Source organism: Limnobacter sp. G6BE5S (genome assembly GCF_058448965.1).
The window spans coordinates 251,766-278,393 of the sequence record NZ_JBZFLM010000005.1 but is presented as its reverse complement, the minus strand read 5'-3'; the positions used below and the strand labels follow the sequence as shown (position 1 = coordinate 278,393).

The 26,628-nt window shown below is 51.9% G+C and carries 24 protein-coding genes and 1 tRNA gene; 19 read left to right on the top strand and 6 right to left on the bottom strand.

Annotation, left to right across the window (positions count from 1 at the left end; all coding sequences use genetic code 11):
• Positions 1 to 5: 5 nt before the first annotated feature.
• Complete coding sequence (locus ACVL1J_RS11010; protein WP_159568284.1) at positions 6 to 1,559, bottom strand: WS/DGAT/MGAT family O-acyltransferase; 1,554 nt, start codon at positions 1,557 to 1,559, stop codon at positions 6 to 8.
• A 136-nt stretch (positions 1,560 to 1,695) separates the two neighbouring features.
• Between ACVL1J_RS11010 and ybgC the strand changes: the two genes are divergently transcribed.
• The 11 genes from ybgC to ACVL1J_RS10955 all read left to right on the top strand — a co-directional run bounded on the left by ybgC (position 1,696) and on the right by ACVL1J_RS10955 (position 11,803).
• Positions 1,696 to 2,100: a tol-pal system-associated acyl-CoA thioesterase gene (ybgC, locus tag ACVL1J_RS11005; RefSeq protein ID WP_159568283.1), complete on the top strand. Its 405-nt coding sequence runs from the start codon at positions 1,696 to 1,698 to the stop codon at positions 2,098 to 2,100.
• Between the two features lie 43 nt (positions 2,101 to 2,143).
• Positions 2,144 to 2,821 carry a protein TolQ gene (gene tolQ / locus ACVL1J_RS11000; RefSeq protein ID WP_040513351.1) on the top strand — a complete coding sequence of 226 codons (678 nt, stop codon included), beginning with the start codon at positions 2,144 to 2,146 and terminating at the stop codon, positions 2,819 to 2,821.
• 31 nt (positions 2,822 to 2,852) lie between these two features.
• Positions 2,853 to 3,281, top strand: a complete 429-nt coding sequence (gene tolR / locus ACVL1J_RS10995) for a protein TolR (RefSeq protein WP_341236273.1) — start codon at positions 2,853 to 2,855, stop codon at positions 3,279 to 3,281.
• Complete coding sequence (locus tag ACVL1J_RS10990) at positions 3,278 to 4,198, top strand: energy transducer TonB (protein ID WP_341236274.1); 921 nt, start codon at positions 3,278 to 3,280, stop codon at positions 4,196 to 4,198. Before tolR ends, ACVL1J_RS10990 begins: the two co-directional genes overlap by 4 nt.
• A 14-nt stretch (positions 4,199 to 4,212) precedes the next feature.
• Positions 4,213 to 5,550 carry a Tol-Pal system beta propeller repeat protein TolB gene (gene tolB / locus ACVL1J_RS10985; protein WP_341236275.1) on the top strand — a complete coding sequence of 446 codons (1,338 nt, stop codon included), beginning with the start codon at positions 4,213 to 4,215 and terminating at the stop codon, positions 5,548 to 5,550.
• Positions 5,551 to 5,607: 57 nt separating this feature from the next.
• Positions 5,608 to 6,135 (top strand): peptidoglycan-associated lipoprotein Pal, encoded by a 528-nt coding sequence (gene pal / locus ACVL1J_RS10980; RefSeq protein ID WP_159568280.1) that lies wholly within the window; start codon positions 5,608 to 5,610, stop codon positions 6,133 to 6,135.
• Positions 6,136 to 6,153: 18 nt separating this feature from the next.
• Positions 6,154 to 6,900 carry a tol-pal system protein YbgF gene (gene ybgF / locus ACVL1J_RS10975; protein ID WP_341236276.1) on the top strand — a complete coding sequence of 249 codons (747 nt, stop codon included), beginning with the start codon at positions 6,154 to 6,156 and terminating at the stop codon, positions 6,898 to 6,900.
• 86 nt (positions 6,901 to 6,986) lie between these two features.
• Positions 6,987 to 8,102, top strand: coding sequence for a YeeE/YedE family protein (locus ACVL1J_RS10970; protein ID WP_341236277.1), 1,116 nt, complete (start codon positions 6,987 to 6,989; stop codon positions 8,100 to 8,102).
• 67 nt (positions 8,103 to 8,169) lie between these two features.
• Positions 8,170 to 8,246, top strand: a tRNA-Met gene (locus ACVL1J_RS10965).
• Between the two features lie 307 nt (positions 8,247 to 8,553).
• Positions 8,554 to 10,845, top strand: coding sequence for a galactose oxidase-like domain-containing protein (locus tag ACVL1J_RS10960; protein ID WP_341236278.1), 2,292 nt, complete (start codon positions 8,554 to 8,556; stop codon positions 10,843 to 10,845).
• A complete protein-coding gene (locus ACVL1J_RS10955; protein ID WP_341236279.1) occupies positions 10,832 to 11,803 on the top strand; it encodes a hypothetical protein in 972 nt (323 codons plus the stop codon). The genes ACVL1J_RS10960 and ACVL1J_RS10955 overlap by 14 nt, the downstream gene beginning before the upstream one ends.
• A 21-nt stretch (positions 11,804 to 11,824) precedes the next feature.
• On the opposite strand, the gene ACVL1J_RS10950 is transcribed toward ACVL1J_RS10955, so the two are convergent.
• The 3 genes from ACVL1J_RS10950 to fabR are packed head-to-tail and all read right to left on the bottom strand — an operon-like array spanning position 11,825 to position 15,518.
• Entirely contained in the window at positions 11,825 to 13,393 is a 1,569-nt protein-coding gene (locus ACVL1J_RS10950) for an ArnT family glycosyltransferase (protein ID WP_341236280.1), read from the bottom strand.
• Between the two features lie 14 nt (positions 13,394 to 13,407).
• Positions 13,408 to 14,820 carry a UbiA family prenyltransferase gene (locus tag ACVL1J_RS10945; RefSeq protein ID WP_159568274.1) on the bottom strand — a complete coding sequence of 471 codons (1,413 nt, stop codon included), beginning with the start codon at positions 14,818 to 14,820 and terminating at the stop codon, positions 13,408 to 13,410.
• Positions 14,817 to 15,518 carry an HTH-type transcriptional repressor FabR gene (gene fabR, locus ACVL1J_RS10940; RefSeq protein ID WP_159568273.1) on the bottom strand — a complete coding sequence of 234 codons (702 nt, stop codon included), beginning with the start codon at positions 15,516 to 15,518 and terminating at the stop codon, positions 14,817 to 14,819. The genes ACVL1J_RS10945 and fabR overlap by 4 nt, the downstream gene beginning before the upstream one ends.
• Positions 15,519 to 15,835: 317 nt before the next feature.
• Between fabR and ACVL1J_RS10935 the strand changes: the two genes are divergently transcribed.
• Both ACVL1J_RS10935 and ACVL1J_RS10930 read left to right on the top strand, forming a co-directional pair.
• The gene (locus ACVL1J_RS10935; protein WP_159568272.1) at positions 15,836 to 16,507 is read left to right on the top strand and encodes a response regulator transcription factor; all 672 of its coding nucleotides are present in this window, start codon (positions 15,836 to 15,838) and stop codon (positions 16,505 to 16,507) included.
• Between the two features lie 45 nt (positions 16,508 to 16,552).
• On the top strand, positions 16,553 to 18,358 hold the full coding sequence (locus ACVL1J_RS10930; protein WP_341236281.1) for a sensor histidine kinase: 1,806 nt from the start codon (positions 16,553 to 16,555) through the stop codon (positions 18,356 to 18,358).
• A gap of 15 nt (positions 18,359 to 18,373) precedes the next feature.
• Here ACVL1J_RS10930 and ACVL1J_RS10925 read toward each other — a convergent pair whose 3' ends face one another.
• Positions 18,374 to 19,492 (bottom strand): anhydro-N-acetylmuramic acid kinase, encoded by a 1,119-nt coding sequence (locus ACVL1J_RS10925; RefSeq protein WP_341236282.1) that lies wholly within the window; start codon positions 19,490 to 19,492, stop codon positions 18,374 to 18,376.
• Positions 19,493 to 19,495: 3 nt separating this feature from the next.
• Positions 19,496 to 20,731 (bottom strand): M23 family metallopeptidase, encoded by a 1,236-nt coding sequence (locus tag ACVL1J_RS10920; RefSeq protein ID WP_341236283.1) that lies wholly within the window; start codon positions 20,729 to 20,731, stop codon positions 19,496 to 19,498.
• A 281-nt stretch (positions 20,732 to 21,012) separates the two neighbouring features.
• On the opposite strand from ACVL1J_RS10920, the gene tyrS reads away from it, so the two are divergent.
• From tyrS to ACVL1J_RS10890, 6 genes are read left to right on the top strand one after another with little or no spacing between them, the layout of a single operon-like run.
• Complete coding sequence (gene tyrS, locus ACVL1J_RS10915) at positions 21,013 to 22,284, top strand: tyrosine--tRNA ligase (protein ID WP_341236284.1); 1,272 nt, start codon at positions 21,013 to 21,015, stop codon at positions 22,282 to 22,284.
• Complete coding sequence (locus tag ACVL1J_RS10910) at positions 22,281 to 23,006, top strand: histidine phosphatase family protein (protein ID WP_341236285.1); 726 nt, start codon at positions 22,281 to 22,283, stop codon at positions 23,004 to 23,006. Before tyrS ends, ACVL1J_RS10910 begins: the two co-directional genes overlap by 4 nt.
• Before the next feature lie 53 nt (positions 23,007 to 23,059).
• On the top strand, positions 23,060 to 24,304 hold the full coding sequence (gene glyA / locus ACVL1J_RS10905; RefSeq protein ID WP_159568266.1) for a serine hydroxymethyltransferase: 1,245 nt from the start codon (positions 23,060 to 23,062) through the stop codon (positions 24,302 to 24,304).
• Between the two features lie 18 nt (positions 24,305 to 24,322).
• On the top strand, positions 24,323 to 24,835 hold the full coding sequence (gene nrdR, locus ACVL1J_RS10900; RefSeq protein ID WP_159568265.1) for a transcriptional regulator NrdR: 513 nt from the start codon (positions 24,323 to 24,325) through the stop codon (positions 24,833 to 24,835).
• Between the two features lie 14 nt (positions 24,836 to 24,849).
• A complete protein-coding gene (ribD, locus tag ACVL1J_RS10895) occupies positions 24,850 to 25,983 on the top strand; it encodes a bifunctional diaminohydroxyphosphoribosylaminopyrimidine deaminase/5-amino-6-(5-phosphoribosylamino)uracil reductase RibD (protein ID WP_341236286.1) in 1,134 nt (377 codons plus the stop codon).
• 8 nt (positions 25,984 to 25,991) lie between these two features.
• The gene (locus ACVL1J_RS10890) at positions 25,992 to 26,621 is read left to right on the top strand and encodes a riboflavin synthase (RefSeq protein WP_341236287.1); all 630 of its coding nucleotides are present in this window, start codon (positions 25,992 to 25,994) and stop codon (positions 26,619 to 26,621) included.
• Positions 26,622 to 26,628 lie beyond the last annotated feature (7 nt).

Sequence of the window (26,628 nt, the reverse complement as noted above, 5' to 3'; positions counted from 1 at the left end):
GGCGATCAATCCTCAGCCGCTTTCACCGGCTTACCCGCACCAACCTTGGCCGTGGCAGGCTTTCGAGCAACCGGCTTCTTGGCCACCGCCGGGCGTTTTTCACCAGCAGGTTTAGCAACTGCCTTGCTTGCAACAGCAGGCTCTGCTTTCTTGCTCTCCCACTTCACGCCCAAAGCCGCTTCAAGCTCTTCCAGTGCCTCGCCGGTGTACACCGACAAACGCTGCATGGAAGGCAAGGCATCGTGGTCACCGGTAAACGCCACATTGAACTGGCCGGAATAACTGACCACTGTAATGTTCAATGCCTGCCCGTGAGGAATCAGGGAAATCGGATAGAACTGTTCCAGGCGACAACCCGAAAAGTACAAGTCGCGCGATGGACCGGGCACATTGGAAATGACGGTGTTGAAAATTGGACGGGTTAAACCACCCAGACCCGACACCAATTGCAACATCATGGGGGCCATCAACATAATGGTGTAGTTGTTGATCGCTTCTTTGGGCATGGCCTGCAAATTGGCTTTTGCCAATTGTGTTGACCGACGGATCTCTTTCAGACGCGTCAAGGGGTCGCTTTCAGTGGTGAACAGGTTCGCAATGATGAAGCTGATGGCATTGCCGCCATCCAGGTCATCAGCAGGCCTTACCGACACGGGCAAGCCAGCCGTCAGAGACTCCGATGGCAAGGCATCGCGTTCCAGCAAATAGCGACGAATGGAGCTTGAACAAATTGCCAGAAAAATATCATTCACACTGACCTTGGCGGCCTCTGCAACAATCCGGATACGTTCCAGCGGATAAGTTTGAGTGGCCAATCGGCGGGCACCACCCACGCGTTTGTTCACAATCGACTTGGGTCCCGAGAACGGCGTAGCCAGTGCTGAGTCAGTGGGCTTGACCGCCTCCCGCATCAAATCCATCAAGGCTCGGCCAGCGGCGGGCAATGATTGCCCGTTGAGCTTTGCCGCTTCCCAAGCCTCGCGCGCCTGGTCTGCGAAATGTTGCTGTTCGGTATTTTTTTTCTTTTTGCTGATGGTACCCACCGACCAGGGAGCAGGCAGGGCCATGCTTTCTTTGGCAGACTTGCCAAAAATTCGCTCCATCAGTCGCATGCCGCCCACGCCGTCCATCAGCGAATGATGCATTTTGGTGTACAGGGCAAACCGGTTGCCGTAAAGCCCTTCAATCAAATGCATTTCCCACAGCGGTTTGCGAAAATCGAGCGGATGAGAATGTAAACGGGAAATCAAGGTTCCCAATTCACGCTCGCCTCCGGGCGCAGGCAAGGCGCTGTGCCGGAAGTGGTAATCCAGATCGATTTTGTCGGCCTCGATCCACTTGGGCATTAATGTGAGCAGGCGCGGACTGGACAAGCGGTAGTTAAAAGGCGGTGCGAATTCCAGAGAACTGCGAAGCATTTGGACAATTCGGGCAATCGCCTGCTGGGACGTTTCACCTTCGGGAACTGTAAAAACTGCCATGCTACCCACGTGCATGGGTGCTTCTTTTGATTCAACATACAGCCAGGATGCATCCAGCAAAGGGATATTTCGTGCCATGTCAGCGGTCTCCACTTCTCGTTGTTATTTGAATATGAATATTTAATTAATTTAATAGTGGCAGGATCCCACAACCCCAAGAGGCAGCCCTACTCCTGCTTACAATACCGTTAGCATACTAGAGACGGGCCATTTAATGACATTCAAGTATTCACTGCGTGTGTATTTCGAAGACACCGATGCGGGCGGCATTGTGTATTACGGGAATTACCTCAAGTTCATGGAACGCGCTCGAAGCGAATGGTTCCTTCAGCAAAGCATTGGCATGAAATCGCTGATGAATGACCATCATTTGGTCTTCGTTGTCAGCCGAACTGAATTGAACTACCTACGCTCTGCTAAACTTGAGGATATACTTGAAATATCGACGGAACTTACTGAACTTAAGCGAGTTTCTGCAGTCTTCAAACAAACCGTAACGCGCAACGGCGAAGTGCTGTGCGAGGGCAAAACCAAAGTGGGCTGTGTCAACACTGAAACTTTGAAACCCAGTGCAATACCGCCTGCCGTGTACGCGCAACTCAACCAATTGATGCCCTAGTGCGTTACAAGACTCAAATCATTTTCCTTACCGCGGATTGTTAATGGATATCTCTACCGACATGTCGTTCATTTCCCTGATCGCAGAGGCCAGTCTGGTTGTTCAGCTGGTCATGTTGATTTTGGTCATGATTTCCCTCATTTCCTGGGCCACCATTTTCAAGAAATGGGCGGTACTCAAGCGAACCAAGCAACAAGCCGACAAGTTCGAAGAAGAATTCTGGTCAGGCGGCGATCTCAACACGCTGTTTCAGCGAGCTGGCATGCGCAGAAACGATGCAGGCCCACTCGAGAGAATTTTCGAGGCCGGTATGAGCGAATTTCTTCGCGCTCGCGACAAAAAAGGCCTGACCGATTATTCGCTGATCATTGACGGCGCCCGCCGTGCCATGAAAGCCGCCTTTCAGCGCGAAAATGAAATCCTTGAACGCAACCTGCCATTCCTGGCATCGGCCGGCTCAGTCAGCCCCTACATTGGCCTGTTCGGAACCGTTTGGGGCATCATGCATGCCTTCGTGGGCCTGGCCAACGTGCAGCAAGCCACGCTTGCATCGGTCGCACCAGGCATTGCAGAAGCCCTGATTGCCACCGCAATTGGCCTGTTTGCCGCCATTCCCGCTGTTGTGGCCTACAACCGCTATGCCAACGACATTGATCGTTTGTCCACCCAGTTTGAATCTTTCGTTGAAGAGTTTTTGAATATTCTGCAACGTCAGCACTAATGCCAGTAATGAGCAACAGGAAATTTAATCGATGAAAGCCGAACTTGGACGAAAATCCAGACGCGCCATGAACGAGATCAATGTGGTGCCCTACATCGACGTGATGTTGGTGCTGCTGATCATCTTCATGGTCACGGCCCCAATGATCACCCCGTCGGTTATCGACTTGCCGTCCATGGCCAACACCAACCCGCCCAAACAAATGCGCCCCATTGAAGTCACCGTGCGCCAAGTGGGTAATTTGGTGGTGAAAGACATGAAAACAAACAAAAGCACTGAAGTGACGTTGGAGCAACTGGCCGCAGAAGTGAGAAAACTTCAGGCAGATGAACCTGATCGCCCAGTTGTAATTTCTGCGGAAAAAGCCATTCAATACCAGGCCGTGGTCGATGCGATGGATGCACTGCAAAGTGCGCAAATTCAGAAAGTGGGCCTGCTGGTGAAGCCAAAAAGCAAATGAGCACTGATTTAACCCGTCCACGCAACGGCTGGGAATTTACATCAGCCCATGAAGCACTGCTTTCCAAAATGAGCAAGGAAAGCGGGCTTGAGGCGCGCCTTGACCCACCAGTTGATCACACTGGTGAAAAGGCGGGCCTGACTGTGTCTGTGTTGGCTCATTTAACTTTGGTTGCGTTTTTTGTGGTGGGGCTCAATTGGAATACCGAAGAACCGGCCGCGTTTGAAGCGGTGTTGTGGTCTGAAATGCCAGCCAACGAACGAGTGGCTGTTCAACAACCCAAACCTGAGCCCGTGCCAGAACCACCCAAGCCCGAGCCTGTGGTTGAAACACCACCGCCACCAAAGCCGGTAGAACCTCCAAAAGCAGACATTGAATTGCCCAAGCCCGAGCCGAAAAAAAAGCCTGAGCCAAAGCCAGAACCCAAACCCGAGCCAAAAAAACCAGAACCGAAGCCTGAACCAAAGCCTGAGCCCAAAAAACCTGAGCCCAAGCCCAAGCCTGAGCCAAAGCCTGAGCCGAAGAAAGTTGAACCAAAAATTGATCCTGAATTGGCCAAAAAGCTTCGTCAGGAAGAACTGGCCCGCATTATGGGTGGTTCGCCAAACACGGGCAGCACCTCGGCTGGCACCAGTCGCAACAAGGCGCTGTACAGCGATCGAATTCGACAGTACGTGCGCAGCAAACTGGTGTTCCCTGGAGCCGACTCAGTCGATGGAAACCCAGAAGCAGTTTTCGAAGTCAAGCAACTTCCCAATGGGGAAATTGTCTCTATCACACAGAAAAAAAGCAGTGGGTTGCCAGCGTGGGACAGCGCTGTAGAGCGCGCCTTACAACGCTCTAGTCCACTACCCAGGGCCGAAGACGGTTCAGTTGAACCGGTGCTTGTCCTCTCATTTCGTCCAAAAGACGTTTAATTCATAGTGAAACAATGAACTACGCCAACCAAGCCATGTATTTACAACCGTCTAGTACCCTGTGGACCCGTTTTCGGCGTGCTGCATACACCCTCTTTGCCGCGGCCACTTTGCTGGCCACAACAACGCCTGCCCAAGCGCAACTGAAAATTGACATTACCGGCGTGGGGGCGAATCAAATCGCATTCTCCGCTGCACCATTTCAGGGCAACCAAGGTTTGCCCGAAGACATTAAAAAGGTAATTGAGGACGATTTGGTTCGCAGCGGCTTTTTTCGCTCGATCAACACCACCAGCAATGTGGAACTCAATGAGTCCACCCTGATCGACCCTTCAGCATGGAAATCAATTGGTGTTGATGCGCTGATCGTGGGTTCAGTCAAAAAGCTGCCAGACGGCAGACTGGATTTGCGCTTCAACCTGCACGACACAGCGCAACAAAAGTCATTGGGCAAATTCAGCTATGTGATCGCAGCGTCTGCCTTGCGCTTGCATGCCCACAAAATCGCTGATTTTGTATACGAGAAAATGCTGGGTGAAAAAGGCGTGTTTGCTACTCGCCTGGCGTATGTAGAAAAATCCCCAGGTCGCTATCGTCTGATTATTGCCGATGCCGACGGTGCCAATCCTCAAGTTGCACTGGCCTCCAAAGAGCCAATTATTTCGCCAGCTTGGTCACCAGACGGCACACAACTTGCCTATGTTTCCTTCGAAACTCGTAAACCTGTCGTATTTGTTCACACACTTGCAACAGGTCGTCGCAAGGCGTTGGCGAATTTCAGGGGCAGCAACAGTGCGCCAGCATGGTCAACGAATGGTCAGCAAATTGCTGTGGTGTTAACCAAAGATGGTGGGTCACAAATTTTCTCGATGAGTGCAGATGGATCTGGCTTGAACCGCTTGACCAACACAGGTGGAATCAACACCGAGCCCGTTTACAGCCATGATGGTCGAAGCATCTATTTCACCTCTGATCGCGGAGGTGGTCCACAAATTTACCGAATGGGTACAAATGGCGGTGATGCGTCACGCGTGACATTCGAAGGTGGATACAATATCTCGCCTCGAATTAGTCCCGATGACAAAACATTGACATATGTAACTCGTCGAGACGGGCAGTTTCGAATCGCCGCGCTTGATTTGGGGGGCGGCACAGAGATGCTGCTGACCAATACAGGGCGGGATGAAAGCCCAAGTTTCGCGCCGAATGGACGCTACATTTTGTATGCAACCAAGTCGGGCGGCAAAGGGACCTTGGCCGTGGTGTCAAAAGACGGACGAATCAAGTACACCTTGAGCAGTTCTGGTGCTGACATTTCGGAACCCACTTGGGGTCCATTCATTAATGATTGATTTTGCATTTGTTTTAACTGGTTTTACACTAAACATTCTTTAGGTCTGGAGAAAAATATGAAACACTCAATGGTCAAGTACCTGGCAATTTCCGCAATGGTGGCAGTATTGGCCGCTTGTAGCTCTGCCGTTCCTTTGAACGACAAGCCTACAGTTGAATCAAAAACTGGCACAGCCCCAGGTTCAGGTGACGGCCGCGCCGTACCCACAGTAACCCCAGGTGACGCCGACCCACTGAACGACCCACAAGGTGTATTGGCCAAGCGCAGCGTTTACTTTGACTACGACAGCTACTCTGTCAAGTCCGAGTATCGCGATCTGGTTCAAAACCACGCCAAATATCTGGTTGCCAACCCAAGCCGTAAAATCGTTGTTCAAGGCAATACCGACGAACGCGGCGGTGCTGAGTACAACCTGGCCTTGGGTCAGCGCCGTGCCGACGCAGTGAAAACACTGATGCTGGCTTTGGGCGTAAAAGAAGGTCAAGTTGAAACAGTAAGCTTCGGCAAGGAAAAGCCAAAAGCCACTGGCAGCAACGAAGCAGCTTGGGCTGAAAACCGTCGCTCTGACATCGTTTACCAGTAATCAAGGAACCCATTCGAGATGACTTTTAACTTCAAGCAACTTACCTGGGCAACTGCCCTGTTCTGCGCCTTTGCATCCAATTCCGCTTTTGCGATATTCGATGACACGGAAGCACGCAAGGCAATTCTGGACTTGCGCCAGCAGGTTAAAGTACTTGAAGATCGGGTTGCTCGAATGGAGGCCTCAAATCAGGGGCAGCTATCACTGGCCCAATCCCTGAGTGAAAAAGACCGAGAGATCGCCCGCTTGCGTGGTGATCTCGAAGTCGCTAATAACAACATTAGAAAACTACAAGAAGACAATCGAATTCTGTATACCAATCTTGACGAACGCATCAAGCAATTGGAACCCAAGGCCGTTCAACTGGATGGCGAAGAGCTCACAGTTCCCCCAGAACAATTCAACAATTACCAAGCTGGCCTTGATCATTTCAAGGCAGGAAATTACAAAGACGCTGCCCTGCAATTTCAGGATTTCCTGAACAAATACAAACAAAGCAAGCTTGAGCCACAGGTTCGCTACTTTCTGGGCAGTACACAGTTCGCGCAGGGCGAGTATAAATCGGCACTGATTACCCAACGCGATTTGGCGAAAGACTTCCCGGACAGCCCTCGTGCTCCCGATGCATTGCTCAGCATGGCCAGCTCTCAACTGGAGTTGAAAAGTATTCCAGGCGCCAAGAAAACGCTGGGTGAGCTGATCACCAAGTACCCAGGCAGCCCCGCAGCGGCGAGCGCGAAAGCGCGACTGGAAGCACTGAAGTGATCGCACCAAACTAATCACAGCCTGCACGCCCGCAAGTGTGCAGACACAGTTAAAATACTGGCACTTCAATCCAAAGGTGCCGGTTCATGGAAGAAATCAACCTTAGCAGTATCCAAAGCACTGTGCTTTGGGCCACATTCGCGGTTGGCCTGGCCTTCGGTGCCATTTCCCACCGCACGCACTTTTGCACCATGGGTGCAATTGCCGATGTAGTCAACTTTGGCGACTGGAACCGGATGCGCATGTGGTTGCTGGCCATTGCAGTTGCAGCACTCGGCTTACAGGGCTTGAGCATCACCGGCCATGCGAATCTGAACGACACCATTTTCCTAAACAGCCAATGGTCTTGGTTGTCCGGCATTGTCGGCGGTTTGCTTTTCGGCGCAGGCATGGTGTTGGCCTCGGGTTGCGGCAGCAAAACACTGATTCGCCTTGGCGCCGGCAATTTAAAGGCACTCATGGTGTTTGTCATTATGGGAATTACGGCCTACATGACGCTTAAAGGCGTATTTGGCGTGTTCCGCGCCAATTACCTTGACCCGGTTCGTTTTGAATTCAGCAGCAGCCCCTACCTCCCCGAACTCCTGGCCAATCTGATCAGCGCCGAGTCAGGCACCCTGGTTCAAATTCTGGCCATTGCCTTGCCCGCAGCCTTGTTGATCGGTACTTTGGCCAGCAAATCTGCCTGGAACAAAGAAGTGATTGTGGGTGGCGCAGGCGTGGGGCTGACCATCTTGGCAGCGTGGTGGATTGTGTTTCAGGTGGCCTACATTCCAGAACATCCGGATACCCTGGAGGCAGCCTATTTGGGTAGTTATGCAAACCGTGCCGAAGGCTTCAGCTTTGTGGCCCCCTATGCGTATACCCTTGAATGGCTCATGTTTTTCTCAGACATCACACGCGTGCTCACAGTGGGTGTAGTGGCTTGTTTCGGCGTGATTCTGGGTGCCACGGCCAACGCCTTGCTTGAAAAATCTTTTCGCTGGGAAACGTTTCAGGGCGTTGAAGACACAGCCAACCACACGGTGGGGGCTGTGCTGATGGGTGTAGGCGGGGTGCTGGCCTTGGGCTGCACAGTGGGCCAGGGTTTAAGCGGTGTAAGCACCCTTTCACTGGGATCCTTTGTGGCTTTGGGCAGCATTGTTGTTGGCGCCATGGCGGCTTTGAAATATCAAATGTGGCGTGTTGAGCGCATGGTTTAAGTTTGATCACAAAGAAGTGAAGAAGCGCTTCTTTTTTTGAGAAAGCTCAGTTATAATCTCGGTCTTCGGCGAATTAGCTCAGCCGGTTAGAGCGACGGAATCATAATCCGCAGGTCCGGGGTTCGAATCCCTGATTCGCCACCAAACAAGAAACCCCTCAGTGAAAGCTGGGGGGTTTTTTCTTTTCTGCTTGCCTGTTGACTTTGCTCACAAATCCTTCTCAAAGAACATCCAAATGATTGCCTGATATACGTTGCATTACTGTTTTTTAATAGTATTGCAACGATTGTTCAAAACCATAATCACGGTTATTATTTTTAGAAAGATGCATCTAAAAATGCACTTCAACAGTAACAACTGTTAACACAGGCAAGGAAGAGCAATCGCAGTACCAAAACAGCTGCGCCTGGTCTTTCTTCTACAAAAACAGCTTGCTAGGAGGAGATGACACGTGTTCAAGCTGAATAAATTATCTGCAGTAATCGCCATTGGATTGGGAACTGCTCTACCCGTACAAGCCGGTCTTCTTGATGACCTGATCGGTGCGAAATTCAACCCCGTAAGCACAAACAAAGGTGTGGCAGCTGAGGGCCAAAAAGGCTCTTTCACCAAGCCTTTCGCTGAGCCGTTCGTGTACGAACGCTCTGTGGGCGACGACAACAACCCAGACCTGCAAGGCTTCCGCACTGACAACAAGTGCGAAGGCATTGGCGCCAATGGGAAGCTTCGCTGCAAACCTGCCGCCGGCACCATTTCATTGCTGCCAAACGGAGACTTCCTGTACTTCAACGCCCTTGAAGGAACCGAAGATTTCGAATTCAGCATTTTGCTTGATTTTGGTCAAAAAGCCATTAACGACCAGACACGCATGATGCGAATTCCAGAGGGAGCAAACGCTGCCAGCCTGTGGACTCGCCCAACCGACGTGGATTCTGGTGCAAACCCCGACGGCTATGAAATTACTGAACTCATTCCTGGCCTGTCCAACAAAGAAACCAACAGCGCGGATGGTGCCCTGTTCTGCGCCGACGTGGCCATGCTGGCCGACGGTCGCATTATGGCCGTGGGTGGAACCGCCTACTACAGCGAGCCAGGCAGCAATTTCATTGGCTACGGTTTGACTGAACTGGAAGGCTTGAAGAATAGCCGCGCCTACAATGCCAACACCAATACATGGAGCCAGTTGGCGGACATGAACTTTGGCCGTTGGTACCCTGCGCTGATTACGCTGCCCGATAGCAAAATGTTCGTGGCCAGTGGCGTCACAAAGCTGATCAAACCAATTTATCCTAACGCACCAGAGCAAAGCGGCAGGAATGTGGTTCAAACCGAAACCTATGATCCAGTTACGAACAAGTGGACGGTAAACGCGCAAACAGCTCAACGCTCGCTTCCCTTGTACCCAAGAATTCACCTGCTGCCCAACGGCCATGTTTACTACAACGCGGGCGGTCAGGCATTCAACCCGAATGGTCAGTCTTATGACCAGCCACTGTGGAATATTTCTGCAACGTACAATCCAGCAAACCAAACCTGGTCTGATCTGGCATACGCGGGTTTTCCGCTGAAATTCAGCGACGCAGGTCTTGAGTCCCTGACTCAAATTCTGAATCCACAAACTGCTCCCAACGCAGCCATGAGCGCCCTCACCAAAACATTGATGAGCGCACCCATGAAAAGCCCTCAAGCATTGCAAAAGCTTTTGAGCACGGCGAACCCTGGGGGCAACCCTGAGCAAATGGTTCAAAAAATCGTTGGTTCAGGCATGCGTGGCTCCACATTCTCCGTCATGATGCCGCTGCGCCCCAATGCGCAGGGTCAGTACAAGGAAGCCAGCTTCCTGACAGCAGGTGGCGTTTTGCCGCTGGTTGGTGCTACTTCGCCCGGTGGATATGTGGCAGTTGCAGCTTCACGCATCGACACAGTGAAAACTGATGGTGACAATATTGTCGACTATCAAAGTGAAGTAACTGGTTCGCTGAATGAAACCCGCTGGTACGGTTCAGGCGTATTGATCCCCGATGATTCAGTCATGGTGTTCAGCGGCGGTGACCGCGACGGTGTTGCAGCCCCTGGCGTGGAATTCCCCCGCAAAACTGCAGAGCGTTTTGATCCGGTTACCAAAAAGTGGACCCAAATGGCTGTGGCCAACAACCCCCGCACTTATCACAACACTGCCTTGCTAATGCAAGATGGTCGCGTGTTGATCGGTGGCCATGCGCCAATTTCCACCTTGTACCTGAAGAACATCAATTTGGCAGCATTTGGCTTTTCACCCAACGATGGTCGTGATCCCTCTTTCGAGATTTACTCACCACCCTACGTGAACAATCCAAACCGCCCCAACTTGATTGGCTTCGCCGGTGGCAATGCAACACCTGTAGGCAACGGCAAAACAATGATGCGTGAATTCCGCAAAGGGCAACAAGTAACACTGGAAATGGCACCGGGTACAGACATGAGCAAAATTGACTCAATCTCCCTGGTTCGTCATACAGTGACAACCCACTTGACCGACGCTGACCAGCGCACTGTTGTCATTCCCAAAAATCAACTGACTGTGACCGGTCAAAGCATTCGCTTTAACATTCCAGATCAGGCAGCTGTAGTTCCACAAGGTGCCTACATGACATTCGTACGCGCCAAGCAAGCGGATGGTGCACTGTTGCCATCCAAAGCTGTCAGCTTCATGTTGAAGCATGACAATGGACAAGGAGTGATGACCGCCAATGCCCGTCGTTAAAACGAACTGGGTGAAGAAAACGCTGGGCGCCTGCCTGGCGTTTTCTTTTTCTACCCTGCTAATTTCCAGCCCATTTGTTACAAACACAGCTTTCGCGCATGCCGAGCATGGTTCGGAAGGTGGCATTCCCACCGTCAGTCCGAAAGCCAAATTACCCAAAGGCATTTCACTGCAAGTCGTGAAAACCAACGCCTATCAATTTGCATTGGCCACCGATGGACAACAGCAAATCGAGATCCTGGGAGAAGACAAACGCGCCTTTTTGCGCTTTGATGGCGACAAACTGTACGCGGATCTGAACGCGACAGGCTGGCACCGTTCCCGCCAGCCCGGTGGTGGCCCTGTGCCTGACCGGCTAAAAGACAATCCAAAAATGAAACCCAACTGGGTACTGTTGAACAAGCAACCCGGCTATGGGTGGTACGACCCGCGCTTGATCAAGGAGGACGTTGCTCATTTCAACTTAAACCTGTTGAGTAACGGCAAACCGCTCAATGTCCGGATAGAACGTATTGAGCCAAAACCCATGACGGGTTACTGGCGCCCTTTGTTGATCAATGAGCCCGACTTCACCGGCTTGAACGCCATGGTACCCGGCCTGAGTGGCAACACCTTCATGTTAAGCCGTCTGGGCACGGCAAAAGGAGAGTTCCAGGTGCTCGACGACCAGGGGCAACCATTCCTGGAACTTCGCAAAGATGGAGTTTGGCTAAACAGCATGCATGCCTGGGCAAACTCTGTAGAACTTTTCCACAACCCTGGAACAGACCAATCGCCCTGGGTCAAAGTGTCGGAAACCGGAACTGTGACCTATGCCGATCCACGCCTGGACAACAAACCCGAAAAAACCTCAGAGACTGGCAGTTGGGTTATTCCTGTCAAACTTAAAGACGGTGAGCAGCAAAGCACGCTGAACGGCGAGCTTAAATGGCAAGCGATTGTTGACAACGAAAAATAATCTTTAACCGCTTGGTGTGGACTAATTGAATACACCAATGTCACCCAGGCGGCACTCTTCCTCGAATCCATACTTGCGTGCAAACGGACAATCCAGAACAGGCAAAGCCGATGGGATTTGGTAATACTTTTCCACGGCCTCCCGCAGCACCACATCCCTGAACCGCTGATAATTGAAATTGCTGCCATCCACAATCGTGAAAGGCACGCCACCAATGGTCTGCGTTTTTACCGAGATATCGCTGAGATAATCCGTGTAAAGCGATGGGTCAATCGGCTTGGCCTTGGCCACGATCCGAATGGGCTTGCCATCCATTTGCCGCCAATCCACAAAGGTATCGTCGTTGCGTGCATGGTATTTTCCTGGACCGAACACTGGTACCACTTGGCCATAGTGGTAGGTCATTAACGCGGCGGGTGAATAGGCTATTGTGGTCAGCACGCCATTGGCTGGCATGTCGCGTGTAAACTCGGCGAGAATTTCAGGCATGTTTCTGTGGAAAAGCACATCTTCCTGAAAATCCTTTTTAGGCCAGACAGAAACATCGGCATGCATCAACAAGCCAAACAAAACCAGATGCGGAACAGACAAAAAAGCATTGAACCAAACGTAACGTTTCATCCAGATGCCCTGAGTGCACAGAGCCAGCAGTACAAAAGCAATGGGCAGAAATCCCAGCACCCAATGCAAACCCACCGTTTTCTCGAGCGAAATAACCAGAAACAAAACCAAGGGCACAAGCAAGGCGAAGGCCAAGGCGCTTTGTCGCAGCCACACACGGCTACCCTTGAGTAAACTCCACATGGCCCAAGGTGTGATCAGGTAAAGCATCATCCCCAGGTAGGTGAGCACAGTACCCCAGCCCAACTGGGCATCCTCATGCCGGTTCACCAGGTTGAACATAATGTTGTTCCAGCAATTGTGCAGGTTGTACCCAATGTTCACGCTTGCAAACGGCAAGACACCCGCAAGTAGCAAAAACAGGTACTTGAAGCGCTGCCGCTGAAACATCAAATGAAAACCAAATGCAACACCCAGCAACACTGCGAAATATTTGGACAGAAACGCCAGCCCCAAAAAACAACCCGCCAGAAAAATACCTGCGCCCGATTCAGACCGAATTGCTTTTACATACGCATAGATGGCAAGACCCATGAAAAATATCAAGGGCGTGTCGGTGGTTACAAACACAGCGAACCAGGATGCTGGCATTGACAGGTACACGGCTCCTGCCAGCCAGGCCCGGGACTCTTGCTCACGGGGCAACAACTCGCGGGCCAGCAGCACCACCCCACCTGCAATTGCGGTGGTCAGCAACAGGGTCAGGCTGCGAATTACAATCGGCTCATTGCCCAAATGGCTAAGTGCCCACAACCACCACCCCACCATGGGAGGGTGATCGTAATAACCCCAATTCAGGTCAGTCGACCACAAATGAAAGAAGGCCTCATCGCCTGTCATCGGGAAAAACCAGGCCAACCAAATTTTGATGACCGCAGTGATCACCACAATCCACCCAAAAAGGCTTTTCGCGGTTTTCAGGGTCAACTCTGGTCCGTGTTGATCGGGTCGGGAAAAGTGACTTGGCATGTGTGTAATGGGTCTTAAGAGGCCAAATAGACGAGCACACCCACGGAAGCCAGGAAGCCCCAACTGATGCGATCGTGAATGGCGAAATGCACTGGGTCGTCGATCATTTCCTTGCGGGAAGTCATGATCCAGATCCGCATCAACCAGTACAGGAACAAGGGGCAAATACCCCACAAAAACTCGGGTGTTGCATACAACATGGAGCCATTTTGACTGTCTACATACAAGGCCAACACCAGTACAGCCACAAACCCGCTGGAAATCCCCATGGACACCAGGTAGCTGAGGTCGGTCATGCGGTACCCACGCCCCTGTGGTTGAGTACCCTCAAGTTGCAAAAACTCGAGTTCAGCGCAACGCTTCACCAATGCCAAACTTAAAAAAACAAACAGGGAAATGGCCAACAGCCAACTGGATAGTTCAATGCCAGTGCCCACACCACCTGCAATCACCCGCACCGTGTACAGCATGGCCAACAGCAAAACATCCACAAAAGCCGTTCGCTTGAAAACAAATGTGTAAAGCAAGGTAACCACGGTGTAAACCAACAACACCAAGGTAAATTGCCAACCCACTGCAAACCAGGCCACAGCAAAACCCAAAAGGCCCAAAAGCTTCATGAACACAAAGGCTTTGCCGATGCCAAGCGCACCACTGGCCATGGGGCGATGGCGCTTGCGCGGATGTTGGCGATCCGCGTTCAAGTCCATCAGGTCATTCCAGATATACGTCGAGGACGCCAAAAGGCCAAACGCCAAAAAGCCCCATGCCATTTTGCTCCACAGAACGATGTCAGTTTCATGGGCAGCAATCAGCGGTAAAAACAGCAATCCGTTCTTTGCCCACTGTTGCAGGCGCATTGCTTTGAACCACACTTTCAGGCCTGTGCGGCGTGTATCAAGGCGGTTCAACTGAATGCCTGCTGCTGCAGCCTTGCTGCGGGTACTTCGCCCCGTGTTCACACCAAAAGCGAGCGCCGCCCGCTTCCAGATCGGAATGTCCACAGTGGCATCGCCAAAATACATAAAGGGCTGACCTTGGCTGTCTGCCTGAATGGCTTGCAGTTTCTGCTGCCCTTTCAAATTGCTGTGTTCGCTGGCAATAACCCTGGCAAACACGCCCAGACGAGTAGAAATTTTCAGCACATCGCGCCGCATGGAGGCACTGGCCAAGACCAGTTCGTGTCCGGCAGAGCTCAGCTGATTCAAGCGCTCAAGTACCAAGGGATCAATCGGCAAGTGATCCAAAACCGGGTCGATTCGTTTGGCCAACTCGGTTTTAAATACCCAGGCTCCGCGAATTGCCCACACCAACATTGGAAACACGTAAAAAATATTTCGCTTGAGAAGCAACAAGCAACTTTCAAGCAGCACATCCGATGGGCTCAGCGTGCCGTCCAGATCAACGTAAACAATAGGCTTGGTCATTTTGGTTTGGACAAACCACTGAGAAGTGACTGCGTTGGCTCTTCTTCCCAATGGGCAGCACCAAGAAACACCATCACGATCTGCTTCACAAAATTGTCGAGCATCTCTTTCTCAATTTGTGGTTGATCAGCCCTGACATCCAGAAAGTCAGTGGCCGAGTTCATCATCAAAGTAACCACCAAACTACAAATCAAGGTAAGGGTGTGTGTAGAAAGTCCGGGGAAAATATTCAACAGACGCAAGTCGCTGGCCATCTCATTGGTGAAATGTGCAATTTCATTTCGAATCGCATTTCGCAACGATTGCGAACCGCCTGATCTTTCGGAGCTGATAAAACGCCACTCCAGGTGATGTTGCTTCAGGTAAGTCACAAACACACTCACGGAATGGCGAATCATGTCCTCACCAGGCAAACTGGCCTGCCTTGCTTCACGAAGCAAACGCCGCAAGGTAATACCACCGTCCTCAACAAGGGCCAGACCCAATTCATCGGTGGTCTTGAAATGTCGATAAAACGCGGTCGGCACCACGCCAGCCTCCCGGGTAATTTCCCGAATGCCCAAGGCGGTGAAGCTGCTCCCGTTGCCCACAAGGGTAAGTGCAGCCTGCATCAAATTCTGGCGTGTTTGTTCTTTGCGTCGCACCCTGGCCTGTGTTTCATCCACTGGCTTGGTCGCGGCGCTTAATCTTGTTCTCATGGTTCTTGCTCGAGCCTAGTCTGGATCAGACAACTTCCTGATCTACCCCGTTATTGTAATGAAAAGCAGCCTGTTCACAGCTTAACAGTCTGCAAGCCTGTGAAATAGGACCTGAACACACTGAAAAGAAGCAACAGAACTAAGCCATTTCGAGAATTATTACTGTAATTACGGGTTTTGCGTATTGACTGCATGAACCCAAGACGATTAACTCCCCCTAAAGAGGGTTGGAAAAAGGTGTTAATCCAATAAAGATGTTTACATGCTCACATCTGGTGACACCTTTTCAACTAGCTTTTCCTCGGGAGGAGACATTCATGCCATCAAACCAAATTTTGGTTATTGAGGATCACCCACTTTTCGCAACAGGCATTAAAGACCTGGTCGAATTCGTGGCAACCAACGCAGACATTCTCTGCGCGGCCAGCATCGCTCATGCCAAAGAACTGTGCGCCAAGAATTCGCCGGCGTTAATCATCACCGACCTGCGTCTACCCGACGGTCAAGGGCAAGAGGTGATCGACGCCCTGGCCTTGATGAGTGCTAACCTGCCCACGTTAATCATGAGTGGCGATGACACACTTCTTCACTCTGTGATACCGAACCAGCATGCCCCATCGTGGACACTGTCCAAATCAGAAGGGTTTGAGCAAACCTCAGCTGTATTGCTAGAGGCGCTTACCCGTGCAGGCGTACAGGTTCAGTGGCGCCCCAATGCCCTGTCAAATCGCCAAACCAACGGCGAACATATCACCGGGCGACTGGGTCAGAACAACGGTATTCAGTTAACTCACAAACAACAACAAGTCATGCATTTTCTGGCCTCGGGTCTTTCTAACAAGGAAATTGCCCGAAAGCTCGATTTGTCACCAGAAACAATAAAAACACACTTGCGCGAGATTTTCACGCGCATGAATGTGAAAAACAGAACCCAGGCCGTCAGTCTTTATCGCAAAATTCCGCGACTCAATGCGTCAGCCATGGCATAGAAACCAATAGCCGGCAACAAGCCGGCCAATTCTAATAACTATAAAATGACAGACAGTTCACTATCAGGGTTAGCCGTACTGCTGGGTATTGCCTTATACCCATTCTTTGCAAATCACCTTCCCAATCAACGGCAGAACGCAGCCGCCGTGATTGGTGTGGTTCTGCTGGGATTCATCATTCTTGGTTTCGACACACAACCAGTACTTCAACATGGTGATCCGGTACACGCCGCCTTTCAATTGCTTTCATTTTTGTTTTTTGGCAGCGCTTTTCTGGGTCGAAAACGAGGCCTTGTCTCCGCAGAACGACCAGCTTTGGTGCCCTTTTCAATTGCGTGCATTACAGCGCTTGCCGATATGTTCACCACCTCTGGCCTGGTCTACACCGTATTTATTGGAATTCAAGCGGTCTGTTTATTGACCATTACCAAAACCTACAGCAATTTGCCCAAGGTCACGTTAATCAAGGCCGTGTATTTCAGTGTGCTGTATTGCATCGTCAACGGACTCTTCCATGCCTCTACGTCCACAGATCTGGCCTTGCTTATCGACTACTCTGTGGTCAAGGTTCTGTTTTACATCCTGCTCGGTACCTGTGTTTTTCACATGGTGTTTCAGGATTTCTCACGTACACGTACCAAAAAAGGGCTTGAAGGACAGACAAGAATTGATCAAGACATCATGAAGTTCGCATTTCGGGGACGACGGGTTTTAAAAGACTTTCGGCATGACCTGCGCCAACCCCTTAGCACCTTGGGAATATTGGCCAGCGTGGGGAAAGCCATCTCGAAAGACCCAGAGGTAACCGCTCGGTATCAGCACATTCAAACGGCTCAAAAAGCACTAAAAAACATGCTTGAGGATTTTTTTGATCAATTGGGCAATGCAATCAAGTACCCCCAGGTTGAGCACTCAGCCCCAATGGCCCCAGTCGCAGTTCATGACATTCTTGCGCCGCTGATTGAAGAATACCGGATGCTGGCGGACGTTAAAGAACTTCAAATTCGATATGTACCCAGTGAAATCACAGTCATGAGCAACAAAGAAGCTCTGTCGAAAATAATTCGCAATGGACTGGACAATGCCATCAAATACACCAACAAAGGTGGCGTGGTCGTAGGACTGCGAAGACGAAAAGGGCGGGTGAGCATTCAGATCGCAGACACAGGTTCGGGCGTCGAAAACAACAAAGTGGCTGCGCACAACAAAGGCTGGGGGCATGGCTCCAACATCGTTCGAGACCTAAGCGAGCAGATACTTGCCAAAACAGAATGCCGCAACCGGTATTACAACGGTAACCTCGCCGGTTCGGTATTCGAAGTGATATTGCCCGAAGAGGCTGAAGTCAACCACCGCAACAAGCGACCCGCTTTGACTGCCCAAATGGTATTTGAAGCCCAAGTAATGGCCATGAGCAATGAGCATTTGCTCGAAATTCAACGAAAGCTACCCGTTCAAGGGTTCGACAAGGTGGAGTTCAGTCGCAACGGTGCCTATCGAGCTTACCTTACCGCCCTGCGCAAAGGCATGTCACCTGTTTACATACTGTATGCAGGCGACCCGGCGCAAAAGGTAAGTGCCATTGAGCAACTGAAACTTCTTGGATCTCTGCTTGACTATGAGCCCTGTTGTATTTTGATCTACAACGCGAGCCAGGAAAACAATCCTCAAGTTGAGTTTGGACATGAAATGATTCGAATTCCGTTGATCCCAGGTCAAGCTGACGCCTGTCTTAGCGTGATATCCGAACTTTTTCCACACAGGGAGAAAACACCGCCAGAATTCAACACCCCGCAGAGCGATTCAAAAATTGCCGGCAAAAATATTACTAATTCACTGATACCAAACTAACCACCGCCAGGTTTTTTACTTGGCCGTATGCAAAGCACCCAGAACTGCGGGTCTGCTTGCACCCGTAACCGTAGGGCAGTTGCCCGCCAGGTTCAGTAGATACTGCACACCCAACCAGGCAAACGCAGTTGCCTCAACCGCCTGTGCTGGCAGGCCTAGGTTCTCAATTGGCAGCACGTCGGCCGGTGCGCATTCACAACGCAACTGGCCAATCAAAGTGCTGTTTCTCGCGCCACCGCCACACACATACACTTGTTCAACCAACACGGGCAAACACGACTTCACCGCCCTCACCGTCAAGGCCAGCAACGTTGCCATTATGTCTTCGGAAGAAAGTTGATTCGAATCGGCAAGGCATTGCTCAAACCACTGCGCGCTGAAATCATCACGACCCGTACTCTTTGGCCAGGATTGATGAAAGAAAGGATGCGCCCAAAAACGTTCAAGCAGGTCCGTGTCTGGACTACCCATGGCAGCGATCTCGCCATCTTGATCCATCGGCAAACTGAAGGCACGTTGAGCCCACAGGTCCATTAAACAGTTGGCGGGACCGCAATCCCCCCCTGTCAGGGCCTGACCTTGCCCATTCAGCACAGTCAAGTTTGAAAAGCCACCCAGGTTCAAGACCGCAGTTTGATCGTAAACACCCTTACCATTCAACCAGGCTTGGTGAAAGGCCGGAACAAGGGGAGCACCCTGCCCGCCCAATGCGATATCTTTAGACCGAAAATCATGTACGACATCAATGCCTGTTTGGCTGGCCAGCAAAGCCCCATCGAGCATTTGATAGGTATACCCAAGATCGGGGCGATGACGAAGTGTTTGCCCATGGGCACCCAGTACCCGCACATCGCCAGAGTCAAGTCCAAGAAAAGACAGCAATTCATTGACCGCGCCAACGTATTGATCTGTCAGATCTTTCCGGGCCTGTAAAAGCGTGGCGATTGGGTCAATATTGGGTGCAAAACGAGGGGGGATTTCCTGTAGGGACAACAGTACTTGCTTTAACTCAGGCGGAAACTCGGCACTGAACACGCCGAGAAACCGCATTTCCTGAGAGTCTGGATCAATTTGAACTGCCGCAACGTCAACACCGTCTGTACTGGTGCCAGACATGGCGCCCAAGGCAATCATGGCTTATTGGGCACGGGCCAAACGTTGCGCGGTAGCCAACTCCATGCGACGATCCAGTGCCAACTGTACCCGCTTGAACTCACCGAAGGAGTTGCGATCCAGCGGCTCGGCCTGTGCAACGGTAATACTCAAGGGATTTTTAGGAACGCGGTTCACACGGAACTCATAATGCAGGTGCGGGCCGGTTGCCCACCCAGTGGAACCCACGTAACCAATTACATCGCCTTGCTCAACTTTCTGCCCCACGCGCACACCTTTGCCAAAACGGGATAGGTGCGCATACGCAGTGCTGTAACCACTGTGATGCTGTATTTCAACAAAATTTCCATAACCGTTCTGGGTGCCGGCGAACTTGACCGTACCACTTGCGGTGGCCATGATGGGCGTGCCCGTGGGCGCTGCGTAATCAACGCCGTTGTGCGCTTTCCAGCGCTGTTGGATCGGATGGAAACGACGGGGGGTGAAACCCGAGGAAATGCGTGAGAATGCGAGGGGTGACCGCAGGAAAGACTTTTTCAGGCTACGGCCTTCCTCGTTGTAATACCCCGCATTGCGGTTACCGCTTGGCGCAAACCAATAGGCCTTGAACGGCTTGTTGTTGTTCACAAATTCTACGGCCAATACCCGACCCGCTCGCGCAGAACGGCCTTCGAGGGTCAGGTCTTCATACACAACCTTGAACTCGTCGCCCTTGCGTAGCTCACGGTGAAAATCGATGTCAGAGCCGAAAATTTCTGTCAGCTGAATTGCGACTGAATCTGGCATCCCGGACTTGTCAGCCGCAGCGAACAGGGAAGACTCAATTTGCCCAGAACGAAATACGATTTGCTTCTGAAAATTTACAGATTCAAGCTTGGCGGTGAATTGACCATTTGTTTTTTGAACCAGAATCGATTCCTGGCTGTCTTCATCGATACCGCTTTTGTAGCGCAGCCATTGCAAATCACCGTCGGCAGTTTGTTGAACCGTGAGCACTCGCCCGGCGCGCAAATTAACCAGGTTACGTGCTGTTTTGTCTTGCCCCAAAAAAGCCGCCAAGCCGCTGGTGTTTACGCCCATTCGGTCAAGCAAACCCACCAGGGTATCGCCCCGACGAATACGTTCTTCAGCCACCAAAGGGTCAAAGGTGTACACGCCCTGTTCGGCCAAATTCAACTCCACAGCCTCGATCACGACCTCGGAGTTCAACAGGGCGGAATCGACCGGGGAATTTTGAACAGAGCCAGCGATTGCAACCACTGCACCAAGAACAGGGAACGAAAAAAACCCTACAATGACCCACTTTCTATGATTGTGAGATTGGGGAAGCGCGGAGTCGGCATATTGCCACCCCGACTTGATAAGGTGCTTGGTAAGAGAAAAACCCTGTCCCCATGCGGCGATTGCTCGCTCTAGTAAATTCTGAAGCATCATGTTTTAGTTTTAGAGGTGTGAAAGTTCACGAGCCGATCGCCCACAATCAGCTTTATTTTCAAAAATACAACACTGAAGTTTGCAAGAGTGTAACAAAGGATTGCCAAATGAACCAGTCACCTGATAGAAGCCCCCCCAAAATTACGGAAATTACTGAGAATTTGTCTGATTCCGTTCGGCACGCACTTGAAGTGACCAAGCGCGGCTGCGAAGAACTGTTAATTGAATCGGAGTGGATTCAGAAACTGGTTCAAAGCGAAAAAACAGGCAAACCCCTGCGCATCAAATTGGGATTGGACCCTACGGCACCCGACATTCATTTGGGTCACACCGTGGTACTCAACAAGCTTCGCCAACTTCAAGACCTGGGCCATCAGGTTATTTTCCTGATTGGCGACTTCACCTCGATGATCGGCGATCCTTCCGGTCGAAACAGCACACGCCCACCGTTGACTCGCGAGCAAATTCAGGAAAACGCCAAAACCTACCATCAGCAAGCTGTGAAAATTCTGGACGCTGACAAAACTGAAATTCGGTTCAACAGCGAATGGTGCATGCCCTTGGGCGCCGATGGCATGATCAAACTGGCTTCCAGCTACACAGTTGCAAGAATGCTGGAAAGGGAAGACTTTACAAAGCGATATCAAGGGGGTATTCCGATTGCTATTCACGAGTTTCTGTACCCGCTGATGCAAGGCTATGATTCCGTGGCCCTTCAATCGGATCTGGAAATGGGCGGCACCGACCAGAAATTCAACTTGCTGGTTGGCCGTGAACTTCAGAAACAACACGGGCAGGCCCAGCAATGTGTTTTGACCATGCCGTTGCTGGTGGGCACGGATGGCGTCGACAAAATGTCAAAGTCCAAGAACAACTACGTGGGCGTGACCGAAACCCCGTCGAACATGTTTGGCAAGGTGATGTCGATTTCAGACAATTTAATGTGGAACTGGTACACCCTGCTCAGCTTCAAATCAATTGCGGAAATCGAAACCCTTAAAACCGCCTGTGCCAATGGGGAAAATCCGCGCAATGCAAAGGTGGCCCTGGCCCAGGAACTGGTGGCCCGTTTTCACAGCCAGCAAGCCGCTGTGGACGCCCTGGCTGAATTTGAAGCCCGCTTCAAGCAGGGTGTTCTTCCCGACGACATGCCCGAAGTGGTTTTGGAATTGCCGGAGGGTGAAACCGACGCAGGCTTGGCGTGGGTACTGAAATCAGCCGGGCTGTGTGAAAGCAGCAGCGACGCCAACCGGAACATTCAACAAGGTGGCGTAAAAGTTGAAGGTGAAAAGGTGACTGACAAAGCAACCCGCCTGCCCAAAGGTAGCCATGTGATTCAGGTGGGCAAACGCCGATTCGCAAGGGTGCAGTTGAATTGAGTACACACGCCTCGAATTTCCGAACCGTTGTCAGCAAAAAACCCAATGGCACCCGTTTCATTCTGGTGCGCCATGGCGAAACAGACTGGAACAAGGAAAAACGTTTTCAGGGGCACACCGACATTGCCCTGAATACCCACGGCGTGTTGCAGGCCCAACTTGTTCGGCGTTATTTTGATCTGCTGGAAGCGGCTGGCATGCAGCTTTACGAATATTGCGTCAGCAGCGACCTGGGCCGCGCCCACACCACCGCCAAAACAATTCATGGCGACAAAACCCCCGCAATCGTGTTGAGCAACAGCCTGCGCGAACGAAACTACGGGCACCTGTCCGGGCTGACTGGCGATGAAATGTACGAGAAAAGCCCAGAAGAATTTGCCAGTCTTCGCAACCGCGTACCCGATGCACCCTTGTTGGGTGGCGAAAGCCTGGAGCAGTTTTACCAGCGCGTAGTATCTGCATTTCAACAAATCGCAACTGAACAACAAGGCCGTACCACGCTGTTGGTGGCCCACGGCGGTGTACTGGATTGTATTTACCGGTACTGCGCAGGCGAACCGCTTGAAAAACAACGTGACTGGCAACTGCCCAACTGCGCCCTGAACGTGATCAACATTGAGCCTTCAGGCGATAAAAGCGTACCCGTGTGGGCCTGGCTGGGGCATTTGAACAACGATAAACCTGGCCAAAACATGGACGAAGTCGATGGTCGAATCGCTTGAAATCATTTAGAATGTTGGGCTTGTCTTGAACCCAATCCTTTCCGGAAATCGTTATGTTTGACCGCCAAAAGGGCATCGCCCAAACCGACCCAGAATTGTGGACTGCCATGCAGCAGGAAACCACCCGCCAGGAAGACCACATCGAGTTGATCGCGTCTGAGAACTACGCGAGCCCAGCCGTGATGGAAGCCCAGGGTTCACAGCTGACCAACAAATACGCCGAGGGTTACCCTGGCAAGCGCTACTACGGCGGTTGCGAGCACGTGGACGTGGTTGAAGACCTGGCCATTGAGCGCCTGAAAAAGCTTTTTGGCGCTGAAGCCGCCAACGTGCAGCCCAACTCTGGCTCGCAGGCCAACCAGGCCGTGTTCTTCGCCTTGCTGCAGCCTGGCGACACCATCATGGGCCTGTCGCTTGCTGAAGGCGGACACCTTACACACGGCATGCCACTGAACATGTCTGGAAAGTGGTTCAACGTGGTGTCCTACGGTCTGAACAAGGAAGAAGCCATTGACTACGACCAGGTTGAAGCCCTGGCCCGTGAACACAAACCAAAAATCATCATCGCCGGCGCGTCAGCTTATGCACTGCGCATTGATTTCGAACGCTTTGCAAAAATTGCCAAGGAAGTGGGCGCCTACTTCATGGTGGACATGGCCCACTACGCGGGTCTGATTGCAGCGGGTGTGTACCCCAACCCGGTGCCACATGCTGATGTATGTACATCGACCACGCACAAATCACTGCGTGGCCCACGCGGCGGTATCATCTTGATGAAAGAAGAACTGGCCAAGAAAATCAACAGTGCGATTTTCCCTGGCATTCAGGGTGGCCCTTTGATGCACGTAATCGCCGGTAAAGCTGTGGCTTTCCACGAAGCCCTGCAGCCTTCATTCAAGGAATACCAGCAACAAGTGGTATTGAACGCCAAAGCATTGGCTGAAACACTGGTCGAGCGCGGTTTGCGCATTGTCTCTGGTCGCACCGAAAGCCACGTCATGCTGGTTGACCTGCGGGCCAAGGGCATTACCGGCAAAGCAGCCGAAGCGGCTTTGGGCAACGCGCACATTACCGTGAACAAAAACGCCATTCCAAATGACCCTGAAAAACCATTTGTAACCAGCGGCATTCGCTTGGGCAGCCCGGCCATGACCACTCGCGGCTTCAAGGAAGAGCAAGCCCGCGCGGTTGGCCACTTGCTCGCCGACGTTTTGGAAAACCCAGAGGACGAAGCCACATTGGCCACCGTTCGTGCCAAGGTCAAGGAATTGACCAGCCAGTTCCCTGTTTACAAGTAAGCAAGGGGCGGCGGCGTTATGAAATGCCCCTTCTGTGGCAACGCCGACACCCAGGTGGTCGACTCGCGTACGTCTGAAGAAGGCGACGCGATTCGCCGCCGCAGGCAATGCAGCAGTTGTGGCAAACGATTCACCACCTACGAACGGGCAGAACTGTTTCTGCCCGCCATCGTCAAAAAAGACGGCTCCCGAGTTGAGTTTTCTCGCGACAAATTGCGTGGCAGCTTAATGCTTGCCCTGCGCAAACGCCCCGTTCGCGCCGAGGCCATTGATGAAGCCATTTCAAGTATTGAAGAAAAACTGCTGGTGAGCGCAGCGCGCGAGGTCGACACCAAGTTTTTAGGCGAGTTGGTGATGCAGCAACTCAAACAACTGGATACCGTTGCCTACATTCGCTTTGCATCGGTCTACAAAAGCTTCGAAGACCTGCAAAGTTTCTCGGAAGAAATTGCCCACCTGACCGCACCTGCCGAGAACGTAGCAAGCGCACCCAAACCCAAAGCCCGTTCCACTGTCAAAAAAGGCGTTTAAAAGTAACTGAGGCCATGGCTAGTATTCATCACAACGACGAACACTGGATGCAGCAGGCGCTGAACCTGGCTTGGAAGGGCCAGTACAGCACCACGCCAAATCCACGCGTGGGTTGCGTGTTTGTACGCGATGGCGTTGCCATTGCTGAAGGCTTTCATGCCAGGGCAGGCGAAGGTCACGCCGAAGTGCAAGCCATCGCCGACGCCAAAGCGCGCGGTATTTCCCTGCAAGACAGCACAGCCTATGTCACCCTTGAACCCTGCGCACACCATGGCCGCACAGGCCCTTGCGCAGAAGCGCTGGTGGGCACCGGTGTAAAACGGGTTGTTGCCGCCGTACTCGACCCCAACCCACTGGTGGCAGGCCAGGGCATGGCCATTTTGCAAGCAGCAGGCATTGAAACGTCCCATGGCGTTTTAATTGAAAATGCCCGTTGGATCAACCGGGGCTTTTTCAGCCGCATGGAACACAAGCGCCCCTGGGTGCGATTGAAAGTAGCCAGCAGCGCAGACGGCATCAGCGCGCTGAACAATGGCGTAAGCCAGTGGATCACCGGCGAAGAAGCGCGACTTGACGGACACCACCTGCGTGCGCAGGCCTGTGCTGTACTCAGCGGCATTGGCACAGTGAAAGCGGACAACCCACAATTGAATGTGCGCGGCATCGACACCGAACGCCAGCCACTGAAGGTGGTCGTGGACAGCAAGCTGGAAATAGCGCCCGATGCGCGATTGCTGCAAACCGGCAAGGTGCTGATTGCCCACACTGAGCTGCAGCCACCCGCATGGCTGAGCACCCACCCCAATGCCGTCAATATCGAAGCACTGAACGTGGCGCCTGTTGCCGCGGGCCTGCATGCAGGCAAAGTAAAAACCGACCTGTTGCGGCTGTTGCAAGAACTGGCCGCACGTGGCATCAATGAACTTCATCTTGAGGCAGGTTTTGGATTGAACGGGTCTTTCCTGCAAGCCGGGTTGGTGGATGAAATCGTTCAATACATTGCCCCGCGCTTCCTGGGACCAGGCCAAGGCCTGTTCCGCCTGCCTGAACTTGATGCCCTGCCCGCCTATGTGGACTGGACCATTCATTCGTTTGAACAAAAAGGACAAGACCTGCGCATTACGTGGGTTCGAAATAATCAGGAGTAGTAGCAAACATGTTCACCGGCATCATTGAATCAATTGGACAAATTAAAACTGTAGAGCCCCTTCAAAACTCTGCATACGCGGGAGTTCGACTCGCTGTGCATGCACCCACGCTCGATTTTTCAGATGTAAAACTGGGTGACAGCATTGCCATTCAAGGCGCTTGTATGACAGTGGTGGCCATGGAAGCTCAAACCTTTCACGTCGATGTATCGCAGGAAAGTTTGTCGAAAACCGTGGGCTTGAGCCAGCAGGGAGAGGTTAACCTTGAAAAAGCAATGCGATTGTCTGATCGAGTGGGCGGGCATTTGGTAAGCGGTCATGTCGACGGACTGGGTGACGTGGTTGATTTTTCACCCGTGGGTGAAAGCTGGCACCTGCAAATTCGCGCGCCGAAAACCCTGTCGCCGTTCTTTGCCTACAAGGGCTCAGTGACAGTAAACGGCGTTAGTTTGACCGTCAACAAAGTGGACGACCATGCCACAGGTGAATGCGACATTCACATCAACCTGATTCCACACACCGTTCAAATGACCACGCTCAAACACTTGAAGGCTGGCAGCCCGGTGAATCTGGAAATTGATCAGATTGCGCGCTACTGCGAACGAATTGTGAAAACCATGAATTTGAATCAAGGCTGAACTGGCG